Annotated in this window: 25 protein-coding genes and 8 pseudogenes; 11 read left to right on the top strand and 22 right to left on the bottom strand. The window is 58.1% G+C overall.

The window, feature by feature from the left end; genetic code table 11:
- Positions 1–24: 24 nt before the first annotated feature.
- From MOV63_RS11085 to MOV63_RS11100, 4 genes and pseudogenes are all read right to left on the bottom strand, one after another.
- Positions 25–420: a hypothetical protein gene (locus MOV63_RS11085; RefSeq protein WP_247033780.1), complete on the bottom strand. Its 396-nt coding sequence runs from the start codon at positions 418–420 to the stop codon at positions 25–27.
- 193 nt (positions 421–613) lie between these two features.
- Positions 614–1,322: pseudogene (locus tag MOV63_RS11090) on the bottom strand (HipA N-terminal domain-containing protein).
- The gene (locus MOV63_RS11095) at positions 1,319–1,549 is read right to left on the bottom strand and encodes a helix-turn-helix transcriptional regulator (RefSeq protein ID WP_247033781.1); all 231 of its coding nucleotides are present in this window, start codon (positions 1,547–1,549) and stop codon (positions 1,319–1,321) included. The pseudogene MOV63_RS11090 and the gene MOV63_RS11095 overlap by 4 nt, the downstream one beginning before the upstream one ends.
- 71 nt (positions 1,550–1,620) lie before the next feature.
- The gene (locus MOV63_RS11100) at positions 1,621–1,800 is read right to left on the bottom strand and encodes a hypothetical protein (RefSeq protein ID WP_247033782.1); all 180 of its coding nucleotides are present in this window, start codon (positions 1,798–1,800) and stop codon (positions 1,621–1,623) included.
- Here MOV63_RS11100 and MOV63_RS11105 point away from each other — a divergent pair.
- A complete protein-coding gene (locus MOV63_RS11105; protein WP_247033783.1) occupies positions 1,787–1,969 on the top strand; it encodes a hypothetical protein in 183 nt (60 codons plus the stop codon). The genes MOV63_RS11100 and MOV63_RS11105 overlap by 14 nt on opposite strands.
- A 91-nt stretch (positions 1,970–2,060) precedes the next feature.
- On the opposite strand, the gene MOV63_RS11110 is transcribed toward MOV63_RS11105, so the two are convergent.
- From MOV63_RS11110 to MOV63_RS11140, 7 genes are read right to left on the bottom strand one after another with little or no spacing between them, the layout of a single operon-like run.
- Positions 2,061–2,249, bottom strand: coding sequence for a hypothetical protein (locus MOV63_RS11110; RefSeq protein WP_247033784.1), 189 nt, complete (start codon positions 2,247–2,249; stop codon positions 2,061–2,063).
- A 60-nt stretch (positions 2,250–2,309) separates the two neighbouring features.
- On the bottom strand, positions 2,310–3,131 hold the full coding sequence (locus MOV63_RS11115; protein ID WP_247033785.1) for a MurR/RpiR family transcriptional regulator: 822 nt from the start codon (positions 3,129–3,131) through the stop codon (positions 2,310–2,312).
- The gene (locus MOV63_RS11120) at positions 3,128–4,222 is read right to left on the bottom strand and encodes a DMT family transporter (protein ID WP_247033786.1); all 1,095 of its coding nucleotides are present in this window, start codon (positions 4,220–4,222) and stop codon (positions 3,128–3,130) included. The genes MOV63_RS11115 and MOV63_RS11120 overlap by 4 nt, the downstream gene beginning before the upstream one ends.
- Positions 4,215–4,829, bottom strand: coding sequence for a hypothetical protein (locus MOV63_RS11125; protein WP_247033788.1), 615 nt, complete (start codon positions 4,827–4,829; stop codon positions 4,215–4,217). Before MOV63_RS11125 ends, MOV63_RS11120 begins: the two co-directional genes overlap by 8 nt.
- The gene (locus MOV63_RS11130) at positions 4,826–5,665 is read right to left on the bottom strand and encodes a nucleoside-diphosphate kinase (protein ID WP_247033790.1); all 840 of its coding nucleotides are present in this window, start codon (positions 5,663–5,665) and stop codon (positions 4,826–4,828) included. The genes MOV63_RS11125 and MOV63_RS11130 overlap by 4 nt, the downstream gene beginning before the upstream one ends.
- Positions 5,647–6,396: an aspartate kinase gene (locus tag MOV63_RS11135; RefSeq protein WP_247033792.1), complete on the bottom strand. Its 750-nt coding sequence runs from the start codon at positions 6,394–6,396 to the stop codon at positions 5,647–5,649. Before MOV63_RS11135 ends, MOV63_RS11130 begins: the two co-directional genes overlap by 19 nt.
- Positions 6,397–6,408: 12 nt before the next feature.
- Positions 6,409–7,695, bottom strand: coding sequence for a DegT/DnrJ/EryC1/StrS family aminotransferase (locus tag MOV63_RS11140; RefSeq protein ID WP_247033794.1), 1,287 nt, complete (start codon positions 7,693–7,695; stop codon positions 6,409–6,411).
- A 365-nt stretch (positions 7,696–8,060) separates the two neighbouring features.
- On the opposite strand from MOV63_RS11140, the gene MOV63_RS11145 reads away from it, so the two are divergent.
- A complete protein-coding gene (locus tag MOV63_RS11145; RefSeq protein WP_247033796.1) occupies positions 8,061–8,957 on the top strand; it encodes a HEPN domain-containing protein in 897 nt (298 codons plus the stop codon).
- Positions 8,958–9,237: 280 nt separating this feature from the next.
- On the opposite strand, the gene MOV63_RS11150 is transcribed toward MOV63_RS11145, so the two are convergent.
- Positions 9,238–9,438: a hypothetical protein gene (locus MOV63_RS11150; protein ID WP_247033798.1), complete on the bottom strand. Its 201-nt coding sequence runs from the start codon at positions 9,436–9,438 to the stop codon at positions 9,238–9,240.
- An 899-nt stretch (positions 9,439–10,337) separates the two neighbouring features.
- Between MOV63_RS11150 and MOV63_RS11155 the strand changes: the two genes are divergently transcribed.
- Positions 10,338–11,312, top strand: coding sequence for a 3'-5' exonuclease (locus MOV63_RS11155; protein WP_405029320.1), 975 nt, complete (start codon positions 10,338–10,340; stop codon positions 11,310–11,312).
- Between the two features lie 499 nt (positions 11,313–11,811).
- Positions 11,812–12,535, top strand: a pseudogene (locus MOV63_RS11160) (IS21 family transposase); the annotation flags it as partial.
- A gap of 116 nt (positions 12,536–12,651) precedes the next feature.
- On the opposite strand, the gene MOV63_RS11165 reads toward MOV63_RS11160, so the two are convergent.
- The gene (locus MOV63_RS11165; RefSeq protein ID WP_247033799.1) at positions 12,652–12,918 is read right to left on the bottom strand and encodes a transposase; all 267 of its coding nucleotides are present in this window, start codon (positions 12,916–12,918) and stop codon (positions 12,652–12,654) included.
- A gap of 109 nt (positions 12,919–13,027) precedes the next feature.
- Positions 13,028–13,282: pseudogene (locus MOV63_RS32945) on the bottom strand (transposase); the annotation flags it as partial.
- A 238-nt stretch (positions 13,283–13,520) separates the two neighbouring features.
- Between MOV63_RS32945 and MOV63_RS11170 the strand changes: the two are divergent.
- Positions 13,521–14,240, top strand: a complete 720-nt coding sequence (locus tag MOV63_RS11170) for a hypothetical protein (protein WP_247033800.1) — start codon at positions 13,521–13,523, stop codon at positions 14,238–14,240.
- 61 nt (positions 14,241–14,301) lie between these two features.
- On the opposite strand, the gene MOV63_RS11175 is transcribed toward MOV63_RS11170, so the two are convergent.
- Positions 14,302–14,493, bottom strand: coding sequence for a hypothetical protein (locus MOV63_RS11175; RefSeq protein WP_247033801.1), 192 nt, complete (start codon positions 14,491–14,493; stop codon positions 14,302–14,304).
- 361 nt (positions 14,494–14,854) lie between these two features.
- Here MOV63_RS11175 and MOV63_RS11180 point away from each other — a divergent pair.
- From MOV63_RS11180 to MOV63_RS11195, 4 genes and pseudogenes are all read left to right on the top strand, one after another.
- Positions 14,855–15,103, top strand: a pseudogene (locus MOV63_RS11180) (IS21 family transposase); the annotation flags it as partial.
- A pseudogene (locus MOV63_RS11185) lies at positions 15,093–15,403 on the top strand (ATP-binding protein); the annotation flags it as partial. The pseudogenes MOV63_RS11180 and MOV63_RS11185, both read left to right, overlap by 11 nt.
- A gap of 621 nt (positions 15,404–16,024) precedes the next feature.
- Positions 16,025–16,351 carry a DUF736 domain-containing protein gene (locus MOV63_RS11190; RefSeq protein ID WP_247033802.1) on the top strand — a complete coding sequence of 109 codons (327 nt, stop codon included), beginning with the start codon at positions 16,025–16,027 and terminating at the stop codon, positions 16,349–16,351.
- A gap of 137 nt (positions 16,352–16,488) precedes the next feature.
- Positions 16,489–16,780: pseudogene (locus MOV63_RS11195) on the top strand (DUF736 domain-containing protein).
- 36 nt (positions 16,781–16,816) lie between these two features.
- Here the strand turns inward: MOV63_RS11195 and MOV63_RS11200 are convergent.
- The 3 genes from MOV63_RS11200 to MOV63_RS11210 all read right to left on the bottom strand — a co-directional run bounded on the left by MOV63_RS11200 (position 16,817) and on the right by MOV63_RS11210 (position 21,872).
- Entirely contained in the window at positions 16,817–19,303 is a 2,487-nt protein-coding gene (locus tag MOV63_RS11200; RefSeq protein ID WP_247033803.1) for a TOTE conflict system archaeo-eukaryotic primase domain-containing protein, read from the bottom strand.
- 483 nt (positions 19,304–19,786) lie between these two features.
- Positions 19,787–20,983, bottom strand: a complete 1,197-nt coding sequence (locus tag MOV63_RS11205) for an IS91 family transposase (RefSeq protein ID WP_247033804.1) — start codon at positions 20,981–20,983, stop codon at positions 19,787–19,789.
- A gap of 10 nt (positions 20,984–20,993) precedes the next feature.
- On the bottom strand, positions 20,994–21,872 hold the full coding sequence (locus tag MOV63_RS11210) for a tyrosine-type recombinase/integrase (protein WP_247033806.1): 879 nt from the start codon (positions 21,870–21,872) through the stop codon (positions 20,994–20,996).
- 144 nt (positions 21,873–22,016) lie between these two features.
- Here MOV63_RS11210 and MOV63_RS11215 point away from each other — a divergent pair.
- Positions 22,017–22,143 (top strand): annotated as a pseudogene (locus MOV63_RS11215) (DUF736 family protein); the annotation flags it as partial.
- Between the two features lie 87 nt (positions 22,144–22,230).
- Here MOV63_RS11215 and MOV63_RS11220 read toward each other — a convergent pair.
- The 3 genes and pseudogenes from MOV63_RS11220 to MOV63_RS11230 all read right to left on the bottom strand — a co-directional run.
- Positions 22,231–22,350, bottom strand: a pseudogene (locus MOV63_RS11220) (HU family DNA-binding protein); the annotation flags it as partial.
- A 72-nt stretch (positions 22,351–22,422) separates the two neighbouring features.
- Positions 22,423–23,226 (bottom strand): group II intron maturase-specific domain-containing protein, encoded by an 804-nt coding sequence (locus MOV63_RS11225; RefSeq protein WP_247033807.1) that lies wholly within the window; start codon positions 23,224–23,226, stop codon positions 22,423–22,425.
- Between the two features lie 22 nt (positions 23,227–23,248).
- Entirely contained in the window at positions 23,249–23,515 is a 267-nt protein-coding gene (locus tag MOV63_RS11230; protein WP_247033809.1) for a WGR domain-containing protein, read from the bottom strand.
- 143 nt (positions 23,516–23,658) lie between these two features.
- On the opposite strand from MOV63_RS11230, the gene MOV63_RS11235 reads away from it, so the two are divergent.
- On the top strand, positions 23,659–23,880 hold the full coding sequence (locus tag MOV63_RS11235; protein ID WP_247033811.1) for a hypothetical protein: 222 nt from the start codon (positions 23,659–23,661) through the stop codon (positions 23,878–23,880).
- Between the two features lie 9 nt (positions 23,881–23,889).
- Here the strand turns inward: MOV63_RS11235 and MOV63_RS11240 are convergent.
- Positions 23,890–24,439 (bottom strand): DUF1173 family protein (locus MOV63_RS11240; protein ID WP_247033813.1); only part of this gene is annotated, 550 nt, incomplete at its 5' end.

The following is a 24,439-nucleotide window of genomic DNA, read 5'->3' on the forward strand; positions in this document are numbered from 1 at the left end:
GTTTTCGCGGCGTATGCAAACCGCCTACTTTTTTGGGCGTAGCGAATCAATGGACCGCCAGGCCGTGTCTGAAGGACGGCGGCATTCCCAGAAGCGCCAGCCATTTACATGATTGCCCGTAATGCCGTAAGCGGCTTCGGAGGGGCTATTTTGTACCCTCCCTTTTTCATCAAGCCAAACACCGCCCTTGATCGCGCCTGTATATGTCTGCCCTTTATACGTGGCACGGAATTGCGTCCCTTCGGGGAACTCGGCACCCTTGTAAACTAGGGCTCCAAGGTTCTCGGTGACGTTTTCAGAACTCTTTTGTTCGCCGAGACTCAACAGCTGCCTGAGGACGTCATTATAGGTCATTTCCTCTGTTTCACGCCGAATGGTGAGGGCCTTGTAAACTTCAAAATCCACGTCGATAGTAGCCATTATTGCCTCAATTTTTTCACTTTAAGCAAAAATAGTAGTTTTAAGAGAAAAAATCAAGGCTGCTCTTTGCCTCGCGGCTCTGCAGCCATGTCTGGTTTTACGAGGTTTCGCCGCAAGCCGCTCGCGCGCGCTGCAACCGGGGCCACAACTCAATATTTGGGTTATGTCTGCGGAGATGGTTAGCGCTGTTGAGTTAAATGCTCAGGGCCACGAGTTTGGCACGGCCTGCGATCAAAGCCGCAACGCGATTTAACGCCACAGAATCGGCGGCAAGTGGGGACATATTTTCTGATAATCGGGGAATCGCTTCCCCTGTGGCATCAGTTAGTTCTTTCACCCGACGGCGTACTAAGAGTAAGCCGACACCTGTCTCCTTCGAGAAAGCCTGCCAACCAGCTGCGTCCATTTCCGAAAGCGTCGCGCGCTCGCCGATTCGCATAGCCATTTTCGGCGAAAGGTCTGGGTAGGCCAATGTGGAAAGCAGGTCGTACAGCGGAGCCATCCTCCGTCGAACGATTCCTGCCTCATCCAGAGCTGCTGTTTGCTGATCCGCAATCAGTCCTGCTCCGATCGGTTCCTGGCCTTCAGCCAAAAGTTGAAGCGTGCCGGCGACGTCGCCGCCCAAGCGATCAAGAAGGGCGAAGTCGTTGGCAGGTGAAACACACAACGCCTGCGCCGCAACCAGACGCTGGCTTTCCTCGGGCAATAGGCCGCCGAAAAATGGGCGGCATTCATGGCGAGAGAAACGCTCCGGGCGCTTCGGAAGTGAGGCCGAAAGTGGAAGCGTTTTTGTCATCAAGCCAAGCTTCGGTGTAGGCAAAGCCGATATAGCCATGCTTATCTTGGGTGAATTGCCCGACAATGCGACCATCCCACCAGACGTTGAGAACTCTTACCGTCATTTTCTACGTTCTCCAGGAGCCAATATATCGATCGAACATCCGAGCGTTTGCAGAACCTGCAAGACTTTTCCGATCTGTGCTGTAGGCTTGCCGGCTTCGAGATCGACAATGAACCGGAGGCCGACGCCCGAAACGCCGGCAAGCTCGTCCTGCCGCAAGTTTTGCTCCTTGCGTGTGCTGCGGACCAGGGCGCCGATGTCGGCTGGATTTTTGACTTGTTTTGCCATTTTTATTTCCCGATCGGGAAAATAACCGAGAAATTGGCCCTGTGTCTACAGAATTTTCCCGATCGGGAAAATCATTCGAATTTGGCGAAAGTGTCGACCAAAAATTCCCGATCGGGAAAAATAAGTTTTATAAACATATTCAGCCGCACGCCATTCGAATAACGCGGCTGAACAGGATACTTACGCTCGTCCGCAATTTGCGGGCTGCCGATTTCTAGATTCGGTGCGTCGTGCAGCATGAATTTGAACACGGAATCGTCCGGCTGGGCCAGGGAAAGCCTCGTGGCCGCGATCGGCGTTGCCGATTTCGGCCATGTTGGTACTCATGAGGCCTATATCGACATGCCGCGCCAATATTCCGCCGACCCCTTCGCGGACATAGCCAACCTGGCGCTCGGCAATCCCGACAATCACGGCTGAAATTCAGCACTCAGCAAGCATCCGGAGGGAATAATCCCTATCTCCACTCTTTGATTTTGCGCCCATGCGCCTCGCCAAGGAGGGAATCGTTTCACTCCACACGGTGGGCGATGATGCGTGACGATGGTCGCGAACGTCTTCCCGATTGGATGCGCATTCGCACCGTGAGCCATATTTCCTCGAAGAGCTCATCCGAGCCAGCGAGTTGGCGCAGACGCCCGAGATTGAAGAAGCGCTGTTCAAACTTGCTGAAAATGATGCCGCCTTCTATGGCAATCATACATGACATGCGCCGTCGGATGGAGCGTCGCACGCCAAACGCGCGATCCGGTTGGTTAGGTCATCGCTTGCCCCGCGGGCGCCTCGCCTCCCTGCGACCGATCTCAATAGCTACGGCGGATACCAAGACCTCGATCACAAAGAGCTGGGTGAACGCCACGGTCAGCGCACCGCCCGTCAACGGAGATTCCGCGGCGGCGGCCAGAAGAACCGTTTCAGCCGACGCGACGATCGGGCTATCTGGCCTCGCCGTGATCGCCGCTGTGAACACGCCAGCGCTGCGAGCCCGTTTCAAAGCCTGGACCGTCTCGGACGTGATTCCGGTCTCGGACAGACCGATGGCGACGGATGTTGCATCAAGCCCGTGGGCGAGTTCGGCGCCGATCTTCGGGTCGCTAAACGCGAACGCCATGATGCCAAGCCTCAAAAGCCGAGTTGCCAGCAGTGTCGCCAAGATGCCCGAGACACCCGCGCCATAAATATCGACCCGCCGCGCGTCGACAAGACGAACAGCGAGTGTTTCGACGTTGTTGTAGTCGAGCAGGGATACGTTGTCCTGGAGCGCCGCCGAGAGCGTCCCCCTCAACGTCTCGGAAATCTGACGGCTGGCCAGAGCAGAGGCGTCTGGTGCCCGCACCGGCCGTGCCGCCAGCTCTCCCGCGAGCGCAAATTTGAAATCCTGAAAGCCCTCAAAGCCGATCAAGCGGCAAAAGCGCACCACGCTCGCCTTGCCGCTTCCCGATAGCGTCGCGACCTGGTCAGCTGTTTGTTTGACGATCAAGTCAGGATTCTCGACGATATATTTGCCGATACGTCGGAGTGCCATCGGCAATTGGGGCATATGGGCCCTGATCATTGGCAAAACGCTACGCTGTGAGTTCATCTATGACCACGCATACCTAATGTGAGTCGAGTTCCTTGCCTGCACCGCGACTCGATCGAACGATGGTATAGCGTCGATAGGACGGCTCGTGAATAAGCCGTCGCCGGAGAGATGGGCTGACCGTGATTTGCGCAGCTGGTTACTCGCACACCCTTGCCATCGGGATGGAGGCTTTGCGGACCACTTGGTGAACTGGTCGATCTCAAAGCCAGGCAAGACCCTATGATGATCGCCGCGATGCCCGCCAGCATCGCGGCGGGGGTGGCGCGACCAAAAAGCCAAACTTCGAGAATCTGAGTGGACAGAGGGCTTAACGTCACAAGCACCGCGATTTTGCCTGCCTCGGCGCAACGCATCGCCGCAAGCCACAGGAGCGATTGCACCGCGCCACCAGCACCGACGAAGAATATGAGGATCCAGGTCTCCATAGATGGCTCCTTTGACCAAACATGGTGGTCGCGGATGAGTATCATGATCGAGAGCGCGATGGCGCCGCCCAGCATCGTCAGGAAGGTCGTCGCCAACGCACCCGCCCCACTGACCAACGGCCGGGCCAGGACGTTATAGATTGCGCTGGAGAACGCAGCGACCGTGAGCAATCCAATGCCCATCATACGGTCTGCGTTGCTGTGCTCTTGCAGGGGACCCGTTGAGGATACACACAGGCAAAGGCCGACAAACGCTGTCGCGGCACCGAACGAGCGTGAGAAGGAGCCACGTTCTCGACCGAGCAGCCTGGCGATGATGAGCGTGAGCACCGGTGTGAAGCAAAGCACAATGACCGCCGTCGAAGCATCTGTTCGGATGAGACCCTCCATGATCAGCCAGGGCGTCAGGCCGCAGACAATGGCACCGACTGTGACGATCAGGGCGCACAGGCGCAGGGTCACTCCCCGACAAGGCCAAATGGCGATAGGTCCAAGGCAAGCAAGCCCGATGCCAATGCGCCACCCTGTCAGCAACAGGCCATCGATGTCCTGGGACGCATGTTTGGCGGCAAGCACCGTTATGCCGCTGAGAATGGCCGACAGGGACCCCAAGCCCGCCCCCAACCAGCCCAAGCTGGTGCCCTGGCGCAGACTGTTAGACATTACTTACCCGCATGAAACGCGCCCTTGCGGCGATGATCTTCGATGCCGCCGCGGCGTTCAGGTTCGTCGAGCGAATGAGCGCCGCCACAATCGCGTCGGCGGCATCGACGAGGCGGAGTGAGTGGTTGGAGGCCGCGGCGATAAGCACAAGATCAAAGGAAAAAAGCCCGGCATTGGCACACTCCCCCAGATCGTCATAATGCTTGATCGGGTCGCTCCCTTCGGCCATCAAAAGCTTTTCAAGCACCGCATCCGCAAGCGACACGCGCCAGCCGAACTCCCTATCGGCAATCGGTGGGCAAATGCGCGGCTCTCCGCTGACGACCCAGTTGATGGCCGTGACCTCGTCATCCCGGCAAATCATCATCTCGGTTTCGGCCTCCCGCCGTAATAGCGGCTTGGCTGCGATAGCATGCTTTTCCAATGTGGCGAGATCGGTGTCCATGGAGGAGACGTAGTCGGGCTCGGAAACGCAATGAATATCGATGTCGCCAACGCGCCGTCTAAGATACCCGCCCAAGATTGCGGAGCCACTGAAGAAACTTCGCGGGGTTCGGTTGGCGGCGAGGGTGGACACCACGTCGGACTGAAACTGCGAAAGTGTCATCCCGCGCTCCAATTTCGAGATCCTCGCTGCGAAAGGAACGCAGGCGAGGTGCTGATCTTCTCCATCCAAAGCGGGTTGGAATGGATCGCGCTGTCTATCATCAGTCTTTGCCAAGCCGAGATTGGGCCGAGGTGAGAAAGATTGCTTCTCACGAACTCGCTGTCGCCTGCCAAAAACGCGTAGATCAGGCGCTCAAGCGATCCCGATACGGACTCCGACAAATCGAGAAGGTAATTTATCAAGATGGCAGCGGTTCTCGCTGCATCCCGATCACGCTCCATCTGCGCCAGTGGTAATCCGCCTTGCGCGTGATTGCTGATCGCGCTCGCAAACTGGTAGAGACCTGAATTCAGCGGTCGCTCGGCGATGCGTACCAGCTTATGGGGTCCGGCGACGATATCGCCGGTAACCGATCGAGCTTCGAGGATTCGAAACTCTTCGCGTGCGATATTATCGCTATCGCTGACATGCAGCAGATTGGCAACGGGATTATCGCACCAGAAGCCGGCTCGGACGGTGCCAGGTTCGGCGCGACATGGTTGTGTTGCACCCTTAACTTTCTGCAGCCGCGGTAGGGCTTCAAGGCCTCTCCAGATCGAGACGCAGCATGACCGCGCTTCGAATAGATCGACGACGAGAGGAAAGTGTTGGCCAGACGTTGATCCGGTCAGACTGTAGAAATCCGTTATGGAAGCCGCATCATGCACCGCGAGAAAACGTCTCGTCACCTCAAGCCCAGTTGACGCAACGATGAAGGCGTCGAGAGACGGCATCAATCCGGAAACGATGACCTCGGGGCCGTAAACGGTGGCCGCATCTAAGGAACCACTGAACATAGTTCAATCTCTCCTGGGGGCACGCGGTTTGATATATGGGTACCGACGAAAGTCTCTCCCCCTAGCCAGTGCCGGAGCCTTTCGGGGTGGCGCCCGTTGATGACGGCGGCCTCCAGATCCTTGTCGCTGATCCAGGCGGCCGCACATCGATCGACCGACGTATGGCCCATCTCAAGAAGGTCCGTCGGCGCGATATTTCGAATCAAGTCGCTTTCAACGCCGATGCAGCCGGCTCTGTACACACCATCGACATCTGTGAGGATGGCGATCCGTGTCGCATCGACGAGCCAGGCAAACCACGCGGCAACGGCGTCCGAGGTGACGTCCCATGTCATGGCGACCGGATCGAGATCCATTAGCAGCCTGGCCGGCAGGAGAACTGGAACCCGGCCGGCGTCGAGCGCGATTCTGCACTCCCGTAGCGTCTCGCAGGGCTGAAGTTTTCCAGAGAAGCCGCGGTCACAGAGGATCAACCCCGTCTGGTCCTGCGCCATCGCGGTCGCGCGGTGAGCGGTTTCGGGCGCAAGCGGCTGTTCACGGTCAATCTCCTCGATCGCTTTATCAGGACGGCCTCCGCCCGGAATCACGATCAGGCGGTGACCCAGTTGGGCGCAAGCGGCGATGCCTTCGATCAGCAGCTTCGTCGCGACGAGGTCTCGCGTCAGGCTGCCGCCAAATTTGATCACCGCATCGATGCCATAGACTGTGAACCCCTCGATTTGAGAACGCATGGCCTTCTCCCGTCACTCGACGACTTTTCGCCAAGTATCGGCGCGGAGCTCAGGCATTGCAGCCCACACCTTTCTGAAGGCGTCTGCATAGGCGTGCATGAGGTCGAGGCCGTTGGGCGGCGCGATCTCGGAAATGTAGAACATCGTGTCCAACAGCGTTGCCGTATTCGGAAACGCGGCGGCCGACCATTTGCCCCTGAATGCCGGCAGATAGTCAAACACCGGCTTCGTTAACCAGACCCAGACCGGCACACCTTCGGCGCGAAGGGCCTCGATGATGATGTCACGAGCAGCCGGCCCCTCTGGCATGCCCAATACCTCAAGGTCGAACCGAAGGGGAAAGTTCAGGAAAGAGTGCAAGGAATCAGATAAATCGAAAAGAGGGACAAGGCCTTCACATTCGCGCAGCTCCGTCCAAAGGAAGGCGGCGTTCCTGCGCCGCGCCGACAATTGTTCGTCCATGCTTGCCAGGCGGGAGTGGGCAAGTGACGCTGAAAAAACGTTCGGTCGGTAATTGAAGCCCAGCGTGTCCGGCGAGAACACGCGCTCACCGTTGCGCGACGAGCTCGTCAGCGACACCCTGTCGACATGATCGATCAGACCACTATGGTCGGTGACGAGAAATCCGAGTTCCCCTGCGCCAAGGTGCTTGGCGCCATTGCCGGAAAGCGTCAACGCGTCGCTGTCGAGAAGCCGGCCATCGTCGGTTCGCTGCAGAGCGCCGATTGACTGGCAGACATCATCGACTAGCGCAGCGCCGAACGCTCGGCCATTTTGCCGCAGCCGAGGGCACCGGATATTGCCGCCGAACAGGTGGGTGATCAACACTGCACCAGTTGCCGCATCGAGAGCTTGAACGGCTAGATCTTGGTCAAGCGCTGCATTGCCAAGCTCCACGTCCACAAAGATAGGCTCGAGTCCAGCGATCGCAATGGGACCCACGGCGCCTGGCCAGTTAAGCGCCGCGGTGACGACATGGTTGCCTCGCGACTTGAAGTAGTCCAGCGCGATGTGGATCGCGGCCGTGCCACTGCCCACGGCACGAGCCTGACGGCCGCAAGCAAAGGTAGAAACACTTTGCTCAAGCGCCGTCACAATGGGATGATTGACCCGATGATAGCGACCGCTCTCAACGACAACCCTTAAGGGTGCGACATGCCTAGGATTTGCTGCGGGCCATGTCGTCACCGCGCCGTCCTTGATCACCGACGGGCCGCCCTTGACGGCAAGCTCGGATTGCCTTGCGAGAAAATGCGGAATAGGTCGTGAAATCCTTGCCGCGTCTGGAATATTTCGCACCGCATGCCTCCATTTCAATGGTCAATGGGAATGCATCGCTGCCGCGAGGTCATCGCAACAGCTTTCGCTTCGGTTGTATGTGAGTTTCTATGTGATGACAGATTGTCATAAATCTGTCAAATAACAATTCTATCTGAGCGAGCATTTTGATGAATTATGATCGCCCGCCGCCGCCGCGATCGTTACACACGCGATAGATGAGCTGCGGCATTTGTGGTGAGCAAGGCACAGGCCGGACGGTTATGGTCCGAGGCCATTGTCAAACATGGCGGACAACGCCTATCGTCGAGTTGCGGGATGCACAATTCGGGTGGATCTGGTAGGCAGTGCTGCCATAAGGCTGCTATGAAAGTCGGGGTTGAGGTTTGTCACTTTTAGATCATCTCGAACATCTACCGGAGCGGAAAAGAGCCGAGCTTTCACGCGCCGTCAAAATTGTCTTTGACGAGTTTGAGCAGGCTCAGGCCGGCAAGCAAAAGCCAGGACGCATACTCAAGGTTATTCTCTTCGGCTCCTACGCGAGGGGAGACTGGGTCGAGGATCGGAGCAGCGGTTATCGGTCGGACTACGATCTGCTGATTGTGGTCAATATCGAGACCTGGAGCGAAGAACACGAGGTCTGGCATCACGTTTCCGAACATCTCCTACGCGAGACCACCATCACCAATCGGATCAAGACCCCCGTCAATTTCATTGTCCACAGCCTCCAGGACGTCAATGACAAGCTTGCGCGCGGTAAGCCTTTTTTCGTGGATATCGCCCGCGATGGAATTGTGCTTTATGAGGAAACCGGCCATCCGCTGGCAAGGCCAAAGGCTCTGAGCGCCGAGGAGGCGAGGGCGGAGGCGCAGGGATATTACGACCAGTGGTATCAGCTTTCGCTGGACGCGCTGAAGGTCGCGGAATTCAGCTTGGCCAATGGAATCTGGCGCCATGGCGCTTTTATGCTGCATCAGGCTACGGAGGAGGCCTATCATTGTGTTCTGCAAGTCTTGACGCTCTATAGCCCAAAATCCCACCGCCTGAAAATGCTCCGGTCAGCCGCAGAGGGCGTCGATCCCCGCCTCATCCCAGCCTGGCCCCGCGACACGAAGTTCGCGCGGCGCAGCTTTGAGCGGCTCGATCGCGCCTATGTGGACGCACGCTACTCGCCGCACTACACGATCACGGCGGAAGAGCTCAGTTGGGTTGTCGAGCGGATAAAGGCTTTGCAGGCACTTGTGGATCAGATATGTCGCGAGAGGCTTGCTTCCCCGGCTTGAGCAGCAACCAGACGAGCGGAATTCGATCGGACCCGCCGTCCTCGATTTAGCGAACGCTTGTCCGCGACTTGCTGAAATGACTGTCCCAACGAAGCGAAATGCGCAGCTAGGGGAAGAGATTAAGCTGATAGGTGTCAATGCCGGTGCGGGAGCTGAGGCCGTCAACCACATCAGGTCGGCACCGCTCCAATGGCCGAGCGTGGTATCGGGAGAGAAATTGAGTTGCAGATGTAACGTCATTTTTTAATGAAGGGATGCTCGGTTGGCACGAATGGCCTTATTACGTTAACTTCGGGTCTGCGACTTTTGCAATAAACTCCTTGAGTTGGCGCTGAACAATGTCGGCGACGGTGTTCTCGCTGATGCCAAGATCGCGAGCGATCCAGCAGTTCCCCGTCTGTTCCTTAAGTTGGCCGGGATCCGGCTTCGGGTCCGCTAGGTCAATCCAGCTGCCAGAATTGGCATTCGGCTTATCGTCCACTGGTTAAATTCTGGGCCTGCTTCAGTGCACCGCCCAATTTGGAACGTCGGTGACAGCCGCAAGACGCGTCGGTGCCCCGGTTTTCCCAAAAGGTTATGCATTTGAGCCAAAGGAGTTCCAGCATCGCGTCGAGGTTTTTCGCGAAGTCGGGTTTCCTGAACTCTCTTTGGCCAAATGAATAACCATCCTCCAGGCCACCTTAAGGCTACTACAATCGTAGCTGAGTTACGGATGTCCCAGTTCCGGCTGTGGAATAGAGTGCCGCCATTGATGCAAGAAGATTCACTCGTCGTTGGGCTCCATGTCAATTGTCTCTATTCTACCTACAATTATGATCGCCTTGAACCTCGGAACGGCAGCGCTTTACGCATTCGACGGAGACTTGCGAAAAGTAATCTATTGGATGGCCTCCGCAGTGATAACCGCCGCGATGACATACTGACGATTGGCTCGATATCGATCCCCTCTTTGGTGACCCCACTTCGGGTGATGTGGCGAGCAGCATATTGCACCTCCACATCAACGCGATTCTACGACGGACCGGCTATCCCAAAACGATCGAAGAGGGAGGAAAGCAGGGGTAGAAGCAATTCGGACAACCTGCCTTCGACATCGCCGGCGGATACGGAAGTCTCCAATACTGCCTCGTCGGAGCGAGCTGCATGACCTTCGATGAGCATACCGCTCAAGGGATTCGCCATGAACGAAGCACCCGGCCGGTCAGGCCGGTGAACGTCGCGCGGAAATGGACGGTGACAGGGCTATCTGCCTCCTGCCGCAGGAGTGAGGAAGACCAACGCCGCAGTCTACGATATTGCTGCCTAATGAGGTTGGTAACAGCGGTGACTTAACCCGCTCGCAATGCTACTGCTGGAGGATGACGATTTCGAGTATGGGCCATGAATTTGCAGTTCGACATGTTTGCCGAGAGTGAGGGCGAAAGGGCCACCCATCCGAGCCCCGACTCGACCTCGAAACGCTCGAGATCTATCGAAATGGACGAGGCGGACATGGTCGCCCACCTGGCTTCGACCGGTCGTTACCGCATCCTGCGAAAGTTACAGCCGCGAAACATAGCCGCTACGACGCGTCCGGAATTCCCGCTTCACGGCGTCATCCTCGATACAGAGACCACCGGTCTTGACTATCGTCGGCACGAGATCATCGAGATCGGGGCGATCGCCTTCACGTTCGATTCATCGGGTACGATCGGTGACGTGGTCGGAGTTTACGGTGGATTGCAGCAGCCAAGCAATCCAATCCCGTCTGAGATCAACAGGCTCACAGGCATAACCGACGAGCTCGTCGCGGGACAGGTGATCGACATGGCAACGTTGCGCCGGTTGATCGAGCCGGCCGACATTGTTGTTGCCCACAATGCAGCTTTCGATCGGCCATTCTGCGAAGCTTTTTCGCCGATCCTATCGGGCAAAGCTTGGGCTTGTTCGCATTCCGAGGTTGACTGGTCGAACCGCGGCTTCGAAGGCACCAAGCTCAGCTATCTACTCGGCCAAGCCGGCTATTTTCATGATGGCCACCGGGCCATCGATGACTGTTTCGCTCTGCTCGAAGTCTTAGCCCAGGAGGTCCACGCACATGCGTTGACCCCATTCGCCGAACTTTATCGAGCCAGCCAGCGCTCGCGTGTGCGCATCTTTGCCGAAAACAGCCCGTTCGATATGAAGGATCATTTAAAGGCACGTGGTTATCGTTGGTCGGATGGCAGCGACGGGCGGCCAAAGTCGTGGTGGATCGAAGTCGACGAGCCGCTGCTGGAAAGTGAATTGCAATATTTGCGAACAGATATCTACGGTTATCCGGAAGCTGATCCGCCAATCAAATATCTAACTGCATTTGACCGATTTCGCGCTTGAAACGGGTTGCGGCCGGTGCGTCATTGTCGACGAGTATAATCGGTGGAGCTCGACGAGGCATTTGATTTCGAGTCCACAAAGCCGCTTGGTAGTTTCAGCGCGGCGTTTCTCAAGACCATTGCCCTCACCGTCAAGCAGGCTTCCGCGAGCCGGAAAAGGACAGCGATTTCACGCTCCTGAGCCACAGGCCTTGCTCTCGGTGATAATGAGAGATGGTTGAGACAAGCCGTCACACATGGAGCATCCTTTAGGCAGCCGTTGCCTTTCCTTCCTACGGCCGAATGACACACCCGCCGCGGTCTCGATGAGGCATGTCTGACCGAAGACCGCCTCACGTCGTTCGGCTCGATGCCGCGCGGCGATCAACCTGGAATTCAGCATCAATCAAGAGGGGACGCAAATTTCAGGCATGCCTTGCGCCTGTGATCGCGGTCAATCTGGCGGTTTTCCAAAACCGAAGAATCACTTTGTGCCAGGTCGCCATGCAACCGATCATCAGATGAGGCTTTTCATGTTAAAATTATTCCGTCACGGTTGCTGCCACCAAGGCTTCGATCGGGCGAACCACCGCTTTTCGCATAGGGAAGGATGTCCGCCTTCCCTCGCAGAAGGCAAAACCGCGAGGACGCCGGCGACCAAATCCACCGGCCGATATCTTCGACGCGGAGATTGTCACCCTGTTTCAGGCTGCACCAGGCATTCGTGCTGTCACAATTTATGAGGAGATACCACGCCGTCAACCGGAGCTTGGGGGCAGCATCCGGCTCACGATGAAACGGCGCATTCGGTTCTGGCGCGCCGAACATGGCGCAGAGCAGGAAGTCATCTTCAGTCAGGTCCAGGAGCCCGGACGGTTGGGCCTGTCGGATTTTACCGACATGGGCAGTCTGAAAGTCACGGTCGCTGGGTAATTGCTCGACTGTCTGCTGTATCACTTCCGCCTTGCCTATTCCGGCTTCGAACATGCCCATGTCATCCTCGGCGGCGAAAGCTTCGTCGCCCTTGCAGAAGGGTTGCAGAGCGCGCTGTGGTCCCCTGGCGGCGCGCCACACGACCATCGCAGCGACAGCCTGTTGGCCGCATTCCGCAACCTGACTGCTGCCGATGATCGGGAAGACCTGACCCATCGCTATGAGGAGCTTTGCGCTCACTACCATATGAAGCCGACGCGCAATAACAAAGGCATCGCACACGAGAATGGTTCGATCGAGAGTGTGTACGGCGCTAGCCAGAAAGCTTGTGGTGGCATTGTGGAAATACGTCACCGCCGGGGTCGTCATCTAGGGGGGCATACTGCGCGCACGACAAGATCAACATAGCCAGTTCGGTAGAGGCCTGATCAGTCCCGGCGGAACCAGGCGGACGACCGGATCACGGGTTGGGTGCCACGCGCTTCCAGCCATTCACGCAGAGCCTGACTGTCGTACCCCTTGTCGGCGACGAGTTCTGCAGAGGGCGGTATGGCCGCGATACACAGTTCGGCGACCTTGCAATCGTTGACGTTTCCGGGCGTCAGGAGCAGGACGCACGGGCGGCCTTTGTCGTCGCAGACAGCTTGGAGCTTGGTGTTGCGTCCACCTTTCGTGCGGCCGATACCATGGGCCAAGGCCCCCTTTTCCACCGCCCGCACAGCGATGCACCTTGATGCAGGAACTGTCGATGAACAGTTGATCGGGTACGTCTTCGGACCCGGCAAGTGCGCTGAAAATGCCTTCCCATATGCCGCGCTCTGACCAGCGGACGAACCGATTGTAGAGCGTCTTCTTCGGACCGTAGACATCGGCGCAGTCGGCCCAACGGCCACCGGATCGCAGGGCATGAACGATCCCGCTCAGCACACGACGGTCATCAACGCGCTTCATTCCCCGCACGTCCGTGGGTAGAAGCGGCGCGATCCGATCCCATTGCGCATCCGAAAACCAAAAGAAATCCGTCATATCGTTGCCTCCAAAATAGAGGGACTGAATCATCGTTGGACCGATTTGGGAAGCCAATTATTGGGCTTCCCGCCGCCTGCATGCAGACCTCATAATGATGATCCCGGTCGCCATAGCGACGTAAGGGGGCCTGGCCTACTCACTCGCAGATGAAGCGCCTTCAACGTTCTGCGGAGCTATTACGGTTGAAGCGCTTAAATGTTTGCTTTGCGTTCTGGATTAGGTAGTCTTTTTCCAGCGAGCGGGAGTACATCGAAGAGGTAGGAGCAGGATGCCGGGCTCAGATGATGATAGACACGATGCCATCCCCGGCTCTGCCACCCCATGGTCTGCAGGCTCTTCCTCCACATCCCCGCAGGACGCGCGATCTGTCAGTCCCGCAACGTCGATCGACAGCGAACCAGTTAAACCCGATCCGCATGACTGGTCTCCCGATGATTTATCTTTCATAGACTACTTCGAGCGTATTCATGACATAAAGAACGCTGTGCGTACGACGACACCAGAGGCACCAGTCGGGTTACCATCAAATCCAATTAGAAGACTGGGAGCCGCCGCACCCGAAATCATGGCTCCTTCCGCCGCATCACCGGAGTGGCAGCCGGAAGCAGGCGGTCTAGAAGAATCGGATGCGTCAAAAATGCCCCGGATGGGTTGGTTCAGTACAAAGCCTCTGCGTCTCATTAACCCGCCAACGGGCGTTTCCAAGGCAGCGGCGGAAATGGCGAAGCCAAAGGCCGTGGCACGTGCGGATAGCGGCGGCGAGTTGTCAAACTCCGGAAACGTCAGGAAACGAAAACTGGAGCATGAGTTGCCGGTCGACGCGAAGCGTCTCGACATTGCATCAACGGCCAAACCGAAGCTTCAGATAGACACCAAAACGTTCGAAGATAGAGTTCTGACGAACTTCGAGCGGCTTATCGACGGAAAGCCGCTCATCAATTACAGCCGTCCGGACCGGCCAAGAGATCGCGGTGATGGCCGCGATTGAGATCAGGGGGCGGCCGCGATAGACCAGATATTGCGGGATAGAACGATTACTCCGCCGCATATTACACGGCCGACACGCGGGTATCTGATTTTCCGCTTCGAACTGGAAATTGCCGCATCCCACCAAAAGCCGCCGCCCTCTTGCCCATATGTCGCATAAGGACTTGACCGCAGGCCGTGCATGGATGTGTGTCGATCTTTATGCCGATGCCGTTCTGCTTAATATTGGCGAGCTCACCGCTGATATAATCCATCAGCTTGTCCACGAAAAGTGCGCGGCCAATCTACCTTTCGTGCCACGCAGCCAACTGACAGGCTATGTGGTAGGACTATGTGAATTACTCCTAGTTGCAATTGCAACAATGTCGTCTACCACACTCTTGCACGCCGCCTCTTCGTCCTATGGACCAATAAAGGCGCAAGCGAAGCTCAAATTAACGAATTTTTTTCCTCAGTAGAGATGGAACTGATGAACGCTCATAGCGCTGGAACCTCGCAAACAGAGAAGGAAATCTCGTTGGTGGATGCTCTCTTGATGAAGCTGGACGACTTCGAAAACGAAGTGCGTACAGACCTGGGGAGAGTCCCTGGGGGCCTTTCTCATCACTAGGTGTTATCCTGGACCTCGTGCTTCATCACGACGAACAGGTTGTCACCCGGGCTGTGGAACTTGCTCTGGATGCGGGCGTGGCAACGAAAACGCATGTCCTAAACCTGCTGCACCGACTGATCGACGGCAAAACGGCCGACGGTCCCGACATCGATAGGCCACAAGCGCTGACCTTGCTGCGCGAACCCAAAGTCAATGTAGAACGCTACGATGGTTTGCGTGTCCAGATCGTGGGAGGTCGCCATGCGTCATAATCCTGCGAGCGCGCCGTCGTTATTATTGTGCGTAGTCTGAAGATGTATGGCATGGCCCAGGCCGTCACAGACCTGATCGGGCGAAGGGCTCCCGCCTTTGACGCGGCCGTGCCGATCCTGTCCCAATTGCTGAAAGCCGAAATGGCCGAGCGTGAGGTCCGCTCGATTGCCTATCACATGAAGGCCGCCCGTTTCCCGACCTACAAAGACATCTCCGGATACGCCTTCGCCGCCAGCGAAATCAACGAAGCAACTGTGCGCCAACTGCACCGATGCGAGTTCATCGACGGAGCGCAGAATAGCCAGAAAGCTTGTCGCGGCATTGTGGAAATATGTCACCGCCGGGGGTCGTCATCGAAGGAGTCATATTGCGCGCATGACGAGGTCAACTTATCAGTTCGGTAGAGGCCTGATCAGCCCCGCCGGAACCAGGCGGACAACCGGATCGCGGTTTGGCCAACGCCGTCATCGAGAATGGTATCGTCCTCCTGAGCCTTGCCGTCGAAGCGGGATTATGGTGCAGCCGCCTGTGCGGCGACCGGATGTGTTGATATGTGCATCTGCGCGGATCAGGAATGGGCTCAGACCTTAGGTTCATCATGCGGGGGCCGATCTAACCACTTCTGCCGGCCGTGCGGCTGAATGACCAATGGCCAGCATCGTTCACCAGCATGATGCTGAAGGCCGTCCCGTGCTGCCTCTTTGCTGGCTGGTCTGGCCCCGGTCAGGCCTTTGACCTGCAACGGCTTAGTCGACCTTCTTCCCCTGCGGCTATGCCGCATTCCTCGCGAAGCAACAAGCTCGTCTGACGCCGTCCTCCGCTGACGCTCCGGTCCCAGGATGCAGTCGGCCTTGGCCCGTTGCTTCTTGACCGCCACGAGGCCGCACAGGGCGGCTTCGACAACCAGTCAGGAGACGAAAATGGCTACCATCGGTACATTCCAGCAGTCCACCAACAATGAGTTCAGCGGCGAGATCGTCACTCTCTCCCTCCAGGCCAAGAAGGTTCGTATCATTCCCGATACGCGCGCCAGCGGCGAAAACACCCCCAGCCACCGGGTCTTCGTCGGCCGCATCGAAATGGGCGCCGCCTGGTCCAAGCAGTCTAGCGAGGGCCGGAATTACCTTGGTCTCAAGCTTGATGATCCGAGCTTCAGCGCTCCGATCTACGCCAATCTTGTCGAAGACGAGGACGGCCAGAACTACAGCCTCATCTGGTCGCGGCCGAACCGCCGCAACGGTGACTGAAACTCTCAAGGTGACGCCCCGCAATGCCGCGGGGCGTCATTCCCCGAATGGCCTACTCAGCAACCTGAAGCTGGACGGGTGAATCTCATGTGAGACCGCGATGGGCGCGGCCCGACCAACTGAAAAGGATCACGACAATGGCTCAGATCGGCACCTTTACCCGCGACGAAACCGGCGCCTACAATGGCACCATCAAGACGCTCACCCTCAACGTCAAGGCATCCATCAAGTCCTGCGACAACGACCGCGCACCCGACTTCCGGGTCACAGCAACCGGTGTCGAGTTCGGAGCAGGCTGGAGCCGGACCGCCCGCGGAACGGGCGCAGAATACCTCTCGCTCAAGCTCGACGATCCATCCTTCACGGCGCCGGTCTACGCCTCCCTCGTTCAGGGCGACAAGGGCGAGCACAAGCTCATGGTCACGCTGACCAGCACCACGGCGCTCCGCTCAAAGCGGGGCGCCCTCATTCGATCACATAGCCCAGCGCGCGATAACCCACGCGTCGCTTTGCGGCCATCCGGGCCAGAACGGGAACGGTGCTATCGACATAATCGACGACCAAGACGTCTCTCTTTCCATCATGCTGGCGATGGAGACGGCCGACATACTGCGCCAGAGTTCCCTTCCAGGCGATAGGCATGGTCAGGAACAACGTGTCGAGCCGGGCGTCATCGAAGCCTTCCCCGATATAGCGCCCTATCGCAAGTATCAGGCGCTCATCATCGTCTGCGACATTCAACGCCGTGGTGGCTTGCTTGCGATCCTTCGCCGACATACCACCGCGCAGCACCACCAGATTTTTTACAAACGGTGAGAACTTCTGCTGGAGATAATCGAGGTGGTCCCTCCGCTCGGTCAGAACGATCGGTGAGCGCTTGGCTTCAAGCGATTTCAACACATCATCGAAGATAAGTTCATTTCGCCCGTGGTCCTGCGCAAGGGCGGCATAGATCGCGGGTATTGACGGGCGCTCGGCCAAGATCAGAGGCGCCGGCAACTCAAACTTTGTCGAACGGTCACGGGCACGGTGGCGAATACCACGCTCGGCAGCTTGTACTCTTGCATCGACCCGATGGCGAACGAGGCCGCATTGCATGAAGATGATTGGATGATGTCCGTCTTTTCGGGCGACCGTCGCTGAAAGGCCAACGACGTATCGCGCCTTGGATCTGCGAGCGACAAGTTCAAAACTTGCAGCGGACAGATGGTGGCATTCATCGACGATCAGATGACCGTAATTGCCGACAATGTCATCGACCTCGCCATTCCGTACCAGGCTTTGGATCAGCGCCACATCGATGATCCCAGTTGGCTTTCTTTTTCCGCCCCCGATGACGCCGATCTGCTTTGGATCAATGGACAGAAAGGAGCTCAGGCGCTCCACCCACTGGGTGAGAAGCTCCCTGCGATGGACAAGAACTAACGCGTTGCGCGCCCGATGTGCAATAAGCGCGGCTGCGACAACCGTCTTGCCAAAGGCCGTCGTCGCGGCAAGCACACCGGTGTCATGGGCGACAAGAGCATCAAAGGCCCTCGACTGGGGCCGCCGCAGTTCGCCCTGGAACGCAATGCCGGCAAGTAGCGCAGCCCCATCTTCGCGATGATCGTCTAAAGCGGCGGTCGAACCGTGCCTCTCGATGAGTTCGATTGCTTCGTCGAAACAGCCTCGCGGTAGAGCGACATGGCGTGGATGAAGTTCGGCGCATGAGATGATCCGCGGCCTGCCGAATGTCGGCAGTCGCATTGCTTGTGCGCGATAGAATTCCGGGTTTTGGAATGCTGCCAGGCGCACGAACTGCGCAATCAGTACGGACGGAAGCTCAGTCCTATCGATGTAGACCTGATCGGCGACCACGACCTTGATGCGTTGCGGGATCGCAGCCTCTATTCGCCGCGGCTCGCTACGACGCGACGGTAACATCTTCCAAGGCTCGTCGGCATGTTCGTCATCGACCGGCATCCGGACGCCCAAGACCCGCCCCGACATTTCGGCTTCGTCGGCGATCCTGAAGACTTCGTCTGCCGTTAACCTGGATAAAGACGACAGGTACGCCCACTGGTCATCGTAAGGTCGCAAGTCGCCATCTACAAAAACGCTGTTGCCATTTTCGCGGGCCTTCCTTTGCAGGGGAAGCGCGATCAAATTGCCAAAGCCGCCAAGTGGCATCGTGTCCTGATTGGGAAAGAAACGGTCATAAGACGTGAAGCCGATCTCAGGGCGGTCCTCCATCGTCTCTGTTATCAGCGCGGCACCCAGTTGACGGGCGATCCTGGCCGGAATGGGCTCGGCGAAGAATATCCAGACATGGCCTCCGTTTCCCGACCTCGAGCGTTCGAGGGCTGCGGCAATACCTTTTGCACGACATGTTGCCAGCAAAGCTCTGGTATCATCCGCCCAGCTTTCCTTGTCGAAGTCAGCAGCAAGGAACCAGCATGTTTCGTCTTGCAGCAATGGATATACGCCGGCAACAAAGTCGCTTGAGCGAGCATCGCCGCCACGGAGGTGCTTTTCGATGATATCTCCGGAATATGGGATGAAAGCCTGATGCAGGCAGTCCCCGCATTTCACCTTCGGCTTGCCGCAGATTCCTTTCGCCCATTCATTGGAACAGGCCGGTGAATAGCCGAAGCGTCCGTCCTTCTTGTTGTTCCAGCGAACCGGGAAGACGTCGGGGCGCCCGGCAAACAGCTGCCGGAATAACTCCACCTTCTCCATCGACGGTGAGCTGTTGGTAACAGGGGCGTCGGCGAAGGCTGGCTTCGCTGCGTCGGCCTGGCTATCGGAAATCAGCTGTTGCTCAAACGCATCCAGTTCACGCTCAAGCGCCGTCCGCTCTTCATTCAGATCAGCCAGCCGCTGTCGAATGCGAGCAATGTTTTCCCATGCATCATTCTTTTCCGCCAACTTTGCAGCTTTCGCCAAATGATCGTGGGGATCAGCATAGGCCAAAGGCGTCCGTATTTTAAGACGCACTATCCATCTCAGCCTCCGGGATTATGCGGAGCAGAATCCGCAGAAATCACCGGCAAGTCCGACCTTCAGCGACCCACACTCCTGCATAATCACGTTATCAGCATAATGCAGAGCGTTTTTAGCTTGGCGTCGCGGTAATCGACATTGCGGAACGCGCCGAGTCTGACAGCGACGGTAAGTTAAAAACGTGTTGGGCTAAGCCGCGGGCGCGCGTGGGGTTCTATGGGTATTGAATGGTGCCCGTCCAAGGAAAGGGCATCGCACAGTGGCGTGGAGGCAGGGGTGGCGGGAGCGTGGGTGACGAAATCAGCGCGGATTCCGGTCTCGATAAACGTGACGGTTGACGCTGTGTCCTGCCGGGAGGGACTGGAGGGCAGGTCGGCACACACCTTGGCGGAACCGGCGCGGTTTGCCGGCCGAACGGAGCGATACGGCGACGATGAAAGCGGCGCGCTTCTTTCATGACGTATCCCAGTATGGCGAGGGTCCGGTAACGCCGTCGAAGGTTTCGATAGTGATCATCTGCCCTTGACGACAGGCCGGGCATTGCCTGAGGGAACGCCCGGTGAGTTCCTCGTAACGATCGCGGTACTCCTTCGGAGCCTGGCTCGCCGATGGCTCGGGAACCGGCATGCCGAGCAGATCGCGGCAATGGGCAAGCTTTTGTTCGCGGTAGCGATTGCCGAGGAAACCGTAGTAGCGGATGCGATGGAAGCCCTCGGGTAGGACGTGCAACAGAAAGCGGCGGATGAACTCATCGGCCGACACGGTCATGACCTTTTGCCGATCGCCGTGCCGATAATCCTTCCAGCGGAAACGCACCGCGCCATCCTCGATATCGACGAGTCGATTGTTGGAGATGGCGACGCGGTGCGTATAACGGCCGACGTAATCGAGCACCTGTTCGGGCCCGGCGAAGGGTGGCTTGGCGTAGACCACCCAGTCGGCTTTTCGAAGCGGCGCCAGATAGCGACGGAAGGCGTTGCGTTCGTTGAGGCGCTGCAAGTCGGAAAAGAACTGCAGCTTGCCGGCGTCGAAGGCTTTCTCCAGGTGCTCCAGGAACAATCGTCGAAACAGGCGTGAGAGCACGCGGACCGGCAGGAAGAAACCGGGCTTGCAGGCGATCCATCGCGTGCCGTCCGGCGAGAACCCGCCACCAGGGACGACACGGTGCAGGTGGGGATGGTGCAGTAGATTCTGCCCCCAGGTGTGCAGCACGGCGAAGAAACCGATCTCGGCGCCGAGATGCTTGGGGTCGGCAGCGATGGTGCGCAGCGTCTCGGCGGTGGCGCGGAATAGCAGGCCGTAGACGAGCGCCTTGTTCTGATAGGCGATGGCGGCGATGGCCTCCGGCAGTGTGAAGACGACATGAAAGTACTGTGTGTCGAGCAGCTCGGCGCGACGATCCTCCAGCCATTGCGCACGGGCGAGCGATTGGCAGCGGGGACAATGCCTGTCGCGGCAGCTGTTGAAGGCGATGCGCCGGTGTCCGCATTGGTCGCACGCTTCGACGTGCCCCCCGAGCGCGGCGGTTCGGCACAACTCGATCGCCGTCATAACACGGCGCTGAGCAGTCGACAGCGACGTGTGCTGGGCACGATAGGCCTCGCCGTGGCGACGGAATATATCCGCCACTTCCGGCCCCGAACGGGGCATCGGCGCAAGCTCAGAAGTACTCGGGCTTGGGTGGCGGCAGGGAGGGCGCGGGACGTGGCAAGAGCTCGAAGGGGCTCGACGTGGCGCAGACCTTGTTGGTGGCGATGCGCAGATAATGGGCGGTGGTCGCGAGGCTGCGGTGACCGAGCAGCAGCTGAATGGTGCGCACGTCGGCGCCTGCCTCCAGGAGATGAACGGCGAAGGCGTGCCTCAGGCTGTGAGGTGTGACCGGTTTGGACAAGCGCGAGAGGTTGTGCGCTTTCGCGCAGGCCTGCCCCACCGCATCCCGGGTGATCGGTTGGCCGGTACGATCGCCGGGGAAGAGCCATTCCTCTGGCCGCCGCATCCTCCAGTAATCGCGTAGGATCTCCAGGAGCTTGGGCGACAGCATCACATAGCGGTCCTTTTGACCTTTGCCCTGCTCGACACGGACGACCATTCTCTGGCTGTCGATGTCAGTCGTCTTCAGGTGCACTGCTTCCGAAATGCGTAGGCCGGCGGCGTAGCACGTGGTCAGGATGGCGTGATGTTTGACGTCGAATACGCAGGCGAGAAACCGCTGCACTTCCTCGGGACTAAGGATGATCGGCAGCTTCTGTGGCTTCTTGGGAAGCGGGAGGACCTCTTCAGGCACCCAGTCTCTTTCGAGCGTCACCTTGTAGAGAAAACGCAGCGCCGAAATGGCGGTGTGGATCGAGCCCGGCGCCAGCTTCTTCTCGTTGACCAGGTAGACCTGATAGATCCGGACGTCCTCGCGGCCGAGCAAGTCCGGCGACTTGCTGAAGTATCGCGCAAACAGCGACACCTGTTGGAGATACGCGAGTTGGGTATTGAGCGAAAAATTGCGCACCTGCATGTCCTCGCTCATGCGCTGGCGAAGTGGGGTCATGACGAGCTCCTCTGTCCGATGGAATGGCTGCAAACAGCCGTCCCATCCTCGCGCAGTTGGGGCTCCTACTGAATACGTGACCTCCTTGCCGCTCCGGCGTAGCGGAGCGGGTTAGTCCAATCCGTGTTTTGCGGTGCGCCGCAAAACGTCGAGTTCGGGGCAGGGTGCAGAAGCAGGCCCGCGAGACCGAGCGGGACTACATCTCGGTGAGGCTCGACGACCCGAGCTTTCCGGCTCCGATCTAGCGACGCTTACCGAAGTGCAGGGCTAGGAAGGGTTACAACTGGTCGGGTCGCGCACCACCCGCGGCTAAGCAAAGCGAAGAGAGCCCTGCCGACCAGGCGGGGCTCTTTTCATGTCACTTGTTCAGCGCATCCTCGAGCGCCTTGGCTGGCGTGAACGCCAGCTTCTTCGAGGCTGCGATCTTCATCGCTTCGCCCGTCGCAGGATTGCGACCTTCGCGCTCCGGCGCGTCCTGTCGGGTAGGAACGACCCGTTGCCGGGCCGCTCCTCCCTAAGAACTGTACATGCGAGTTTCCCAGCATACAGCTCAAGCCTCCGCTAAGCCCTGTTTGACCAGAGCCGCCAGTTCCTGTGCATCGGTAAAGGATGTGCACTCACTGGGCCGATCCGTAACTTCCGATGGCATACCGCGCCTTGCGGCGAAGTAGCTGTCCCACGTGGGATCGAAAGGATTCGCTTCGGCCCGGATTTTGCAGTGGCGACGTATCGGTACGTCGGACGCGTGGATGAGGCGGATGAACTTGAAGTTTCCTGCCTTATCCTTCATCCCTGCGCGGAATCCCCAGTCTCGCGTACCTTCCCGAGCGAAGTAACGATACTTCACCCAGCGAAGCGGCTTGTCCGGGTGTCTACGACAGGCCCACTGCCAGAGACACTTCCAGATGAGGTGCTCGACCTTGCGAAAGGTCTCCTTCGCCACCTGGTTGTGATGATAATTGGTCCATCCCCGTATGACCGGGTTCAGCCGCATTATCAGATACTCCTGCTTCACATCGGCGGCACCCTTGATGATCGTCCGAATCTTGCGCATAAATGCCACCACGTTCTTCTTGGCGGGTTTGATGTGGGTATGCCCATCATATCTGCGCACGTTCCAGCCGAGGAAGTCGAAGCCTTCCTCGACCCGCACGATGCGAGTCTTCTCTTCAGACAGAGACAAGCCCCGTTCTGACAGAAATTCCTCGACCATAGATTTCGCCTCCTCCAGCACTTCTTTCGAAGCACCTGTGACGACGAAGTCATCGGCGTAACATATCAAGTGAACCTTGGTCAGGCTGTTGCGACGCCTTGGGCCGTGACGATCCCTGACAGCTGATTTCGGCTCTGTCATTCATGCAACGCGATGAAATGACCTAGTTGCCGGGATTTCCACAGGTTCCCACTGGTCTGTAGCCTTTGGCTCGCTTGAGCCGTGCCAGTTCGAGGAAGCGTGTGGCGGCTTCCTTATCCGTCGCAAACACGTCAGACTTCTCGCCGCCGCGTTTGCCGATCCGGCCCCAGCGGCGTACCACGGCCATCTCTCCGAACAGGGTCGGCTGCATCGACAATGCATAATAGCGCGCCATGTTTTTCGTTACGTCGATCCGCTGGCAGTAAAGCTGAAAGGTATAAGTCACCATGGGCAAAAGATGACGAAAGCGGGCTCTTGCGTCCAACGACAGTTATGAATCGGTGGAGGCGCTTCGATTCACGACTTTGATGAATGCTGGCGATCATCGAGGAGACGCGATAGAAGTCGTTTTCCATCAACGGGTAGACGGCAATGGACAACGCACTCACGATCGACAGCCGCGGAGATTTCGGCCTGTGGGCGATCGAGGCCGCAAAGCAGATCGTCGGCGAACAGGGGTTCGAGCTGGCGAAAGCCGCGCGGGACGGCACCGAGGGAGAACTTCGCGAAGCGGGAAGCGCCCTCGAGCAGGCAATCACCAATGCGCTCCTGGAGGTTTATGACGGGTTGCTGGAAGGTGCCGAGGACGAATAGGCTGACGACCTAGGCCGGCAGCGGCGGCATGTCACCCTCGGTGACCCGCCAGATCCATGCTGCCAGATCCGGCCGCGCGTCGATCATCTTGCCCACGGCTGCCTGGAAGTCATCGCCGGCATCCGGTGGGACGATATAGAGCGCGCAGGGCAGGGGCCTTGTTTCCGGCAGGATCGCATTTGCTAACGGGTGAATGCGCGGGAGATCGAACCTCAACCCCTTTACCGACTTGGAGTGCAGGCGGCCGAGGCGATCGACCAGGAGCTGTTCATAGGCGCTCTCGATCGGCAGCCAGTGTTCGGTAACCGCCATCACGGCAATCTCGTTGATGGTGGTAATACCGGCCGGCGTGCCCCAGATCGTCATGATCGCCATCAGATGCGATGTCCCGGTGCTCTGCCATAGCATCAGTTCCGTTTCAAACCGCCGTTGCAGGGATCGCCATGCGGGCTCTTCGAGATAGAGCCGGAAGCCCGGCATGTGTTTGATCACCACCTGACGGCCGTTGCGCGCCTCTGCGAACTCCTTGATCTCCCCAATCAGCACCATCAGCTTTTTC

Origin of the sequence: Neorhizobium sp. SHOUNA12A, assembly GCF_023006505.1 — a bacterium.
Taxonomy (GTDB): domain Bacteria; phylum Pseudomonadota; class Alphaproteobacteria; order Rhizobiales; family Rhizobiaceae; genus Neorhizobium.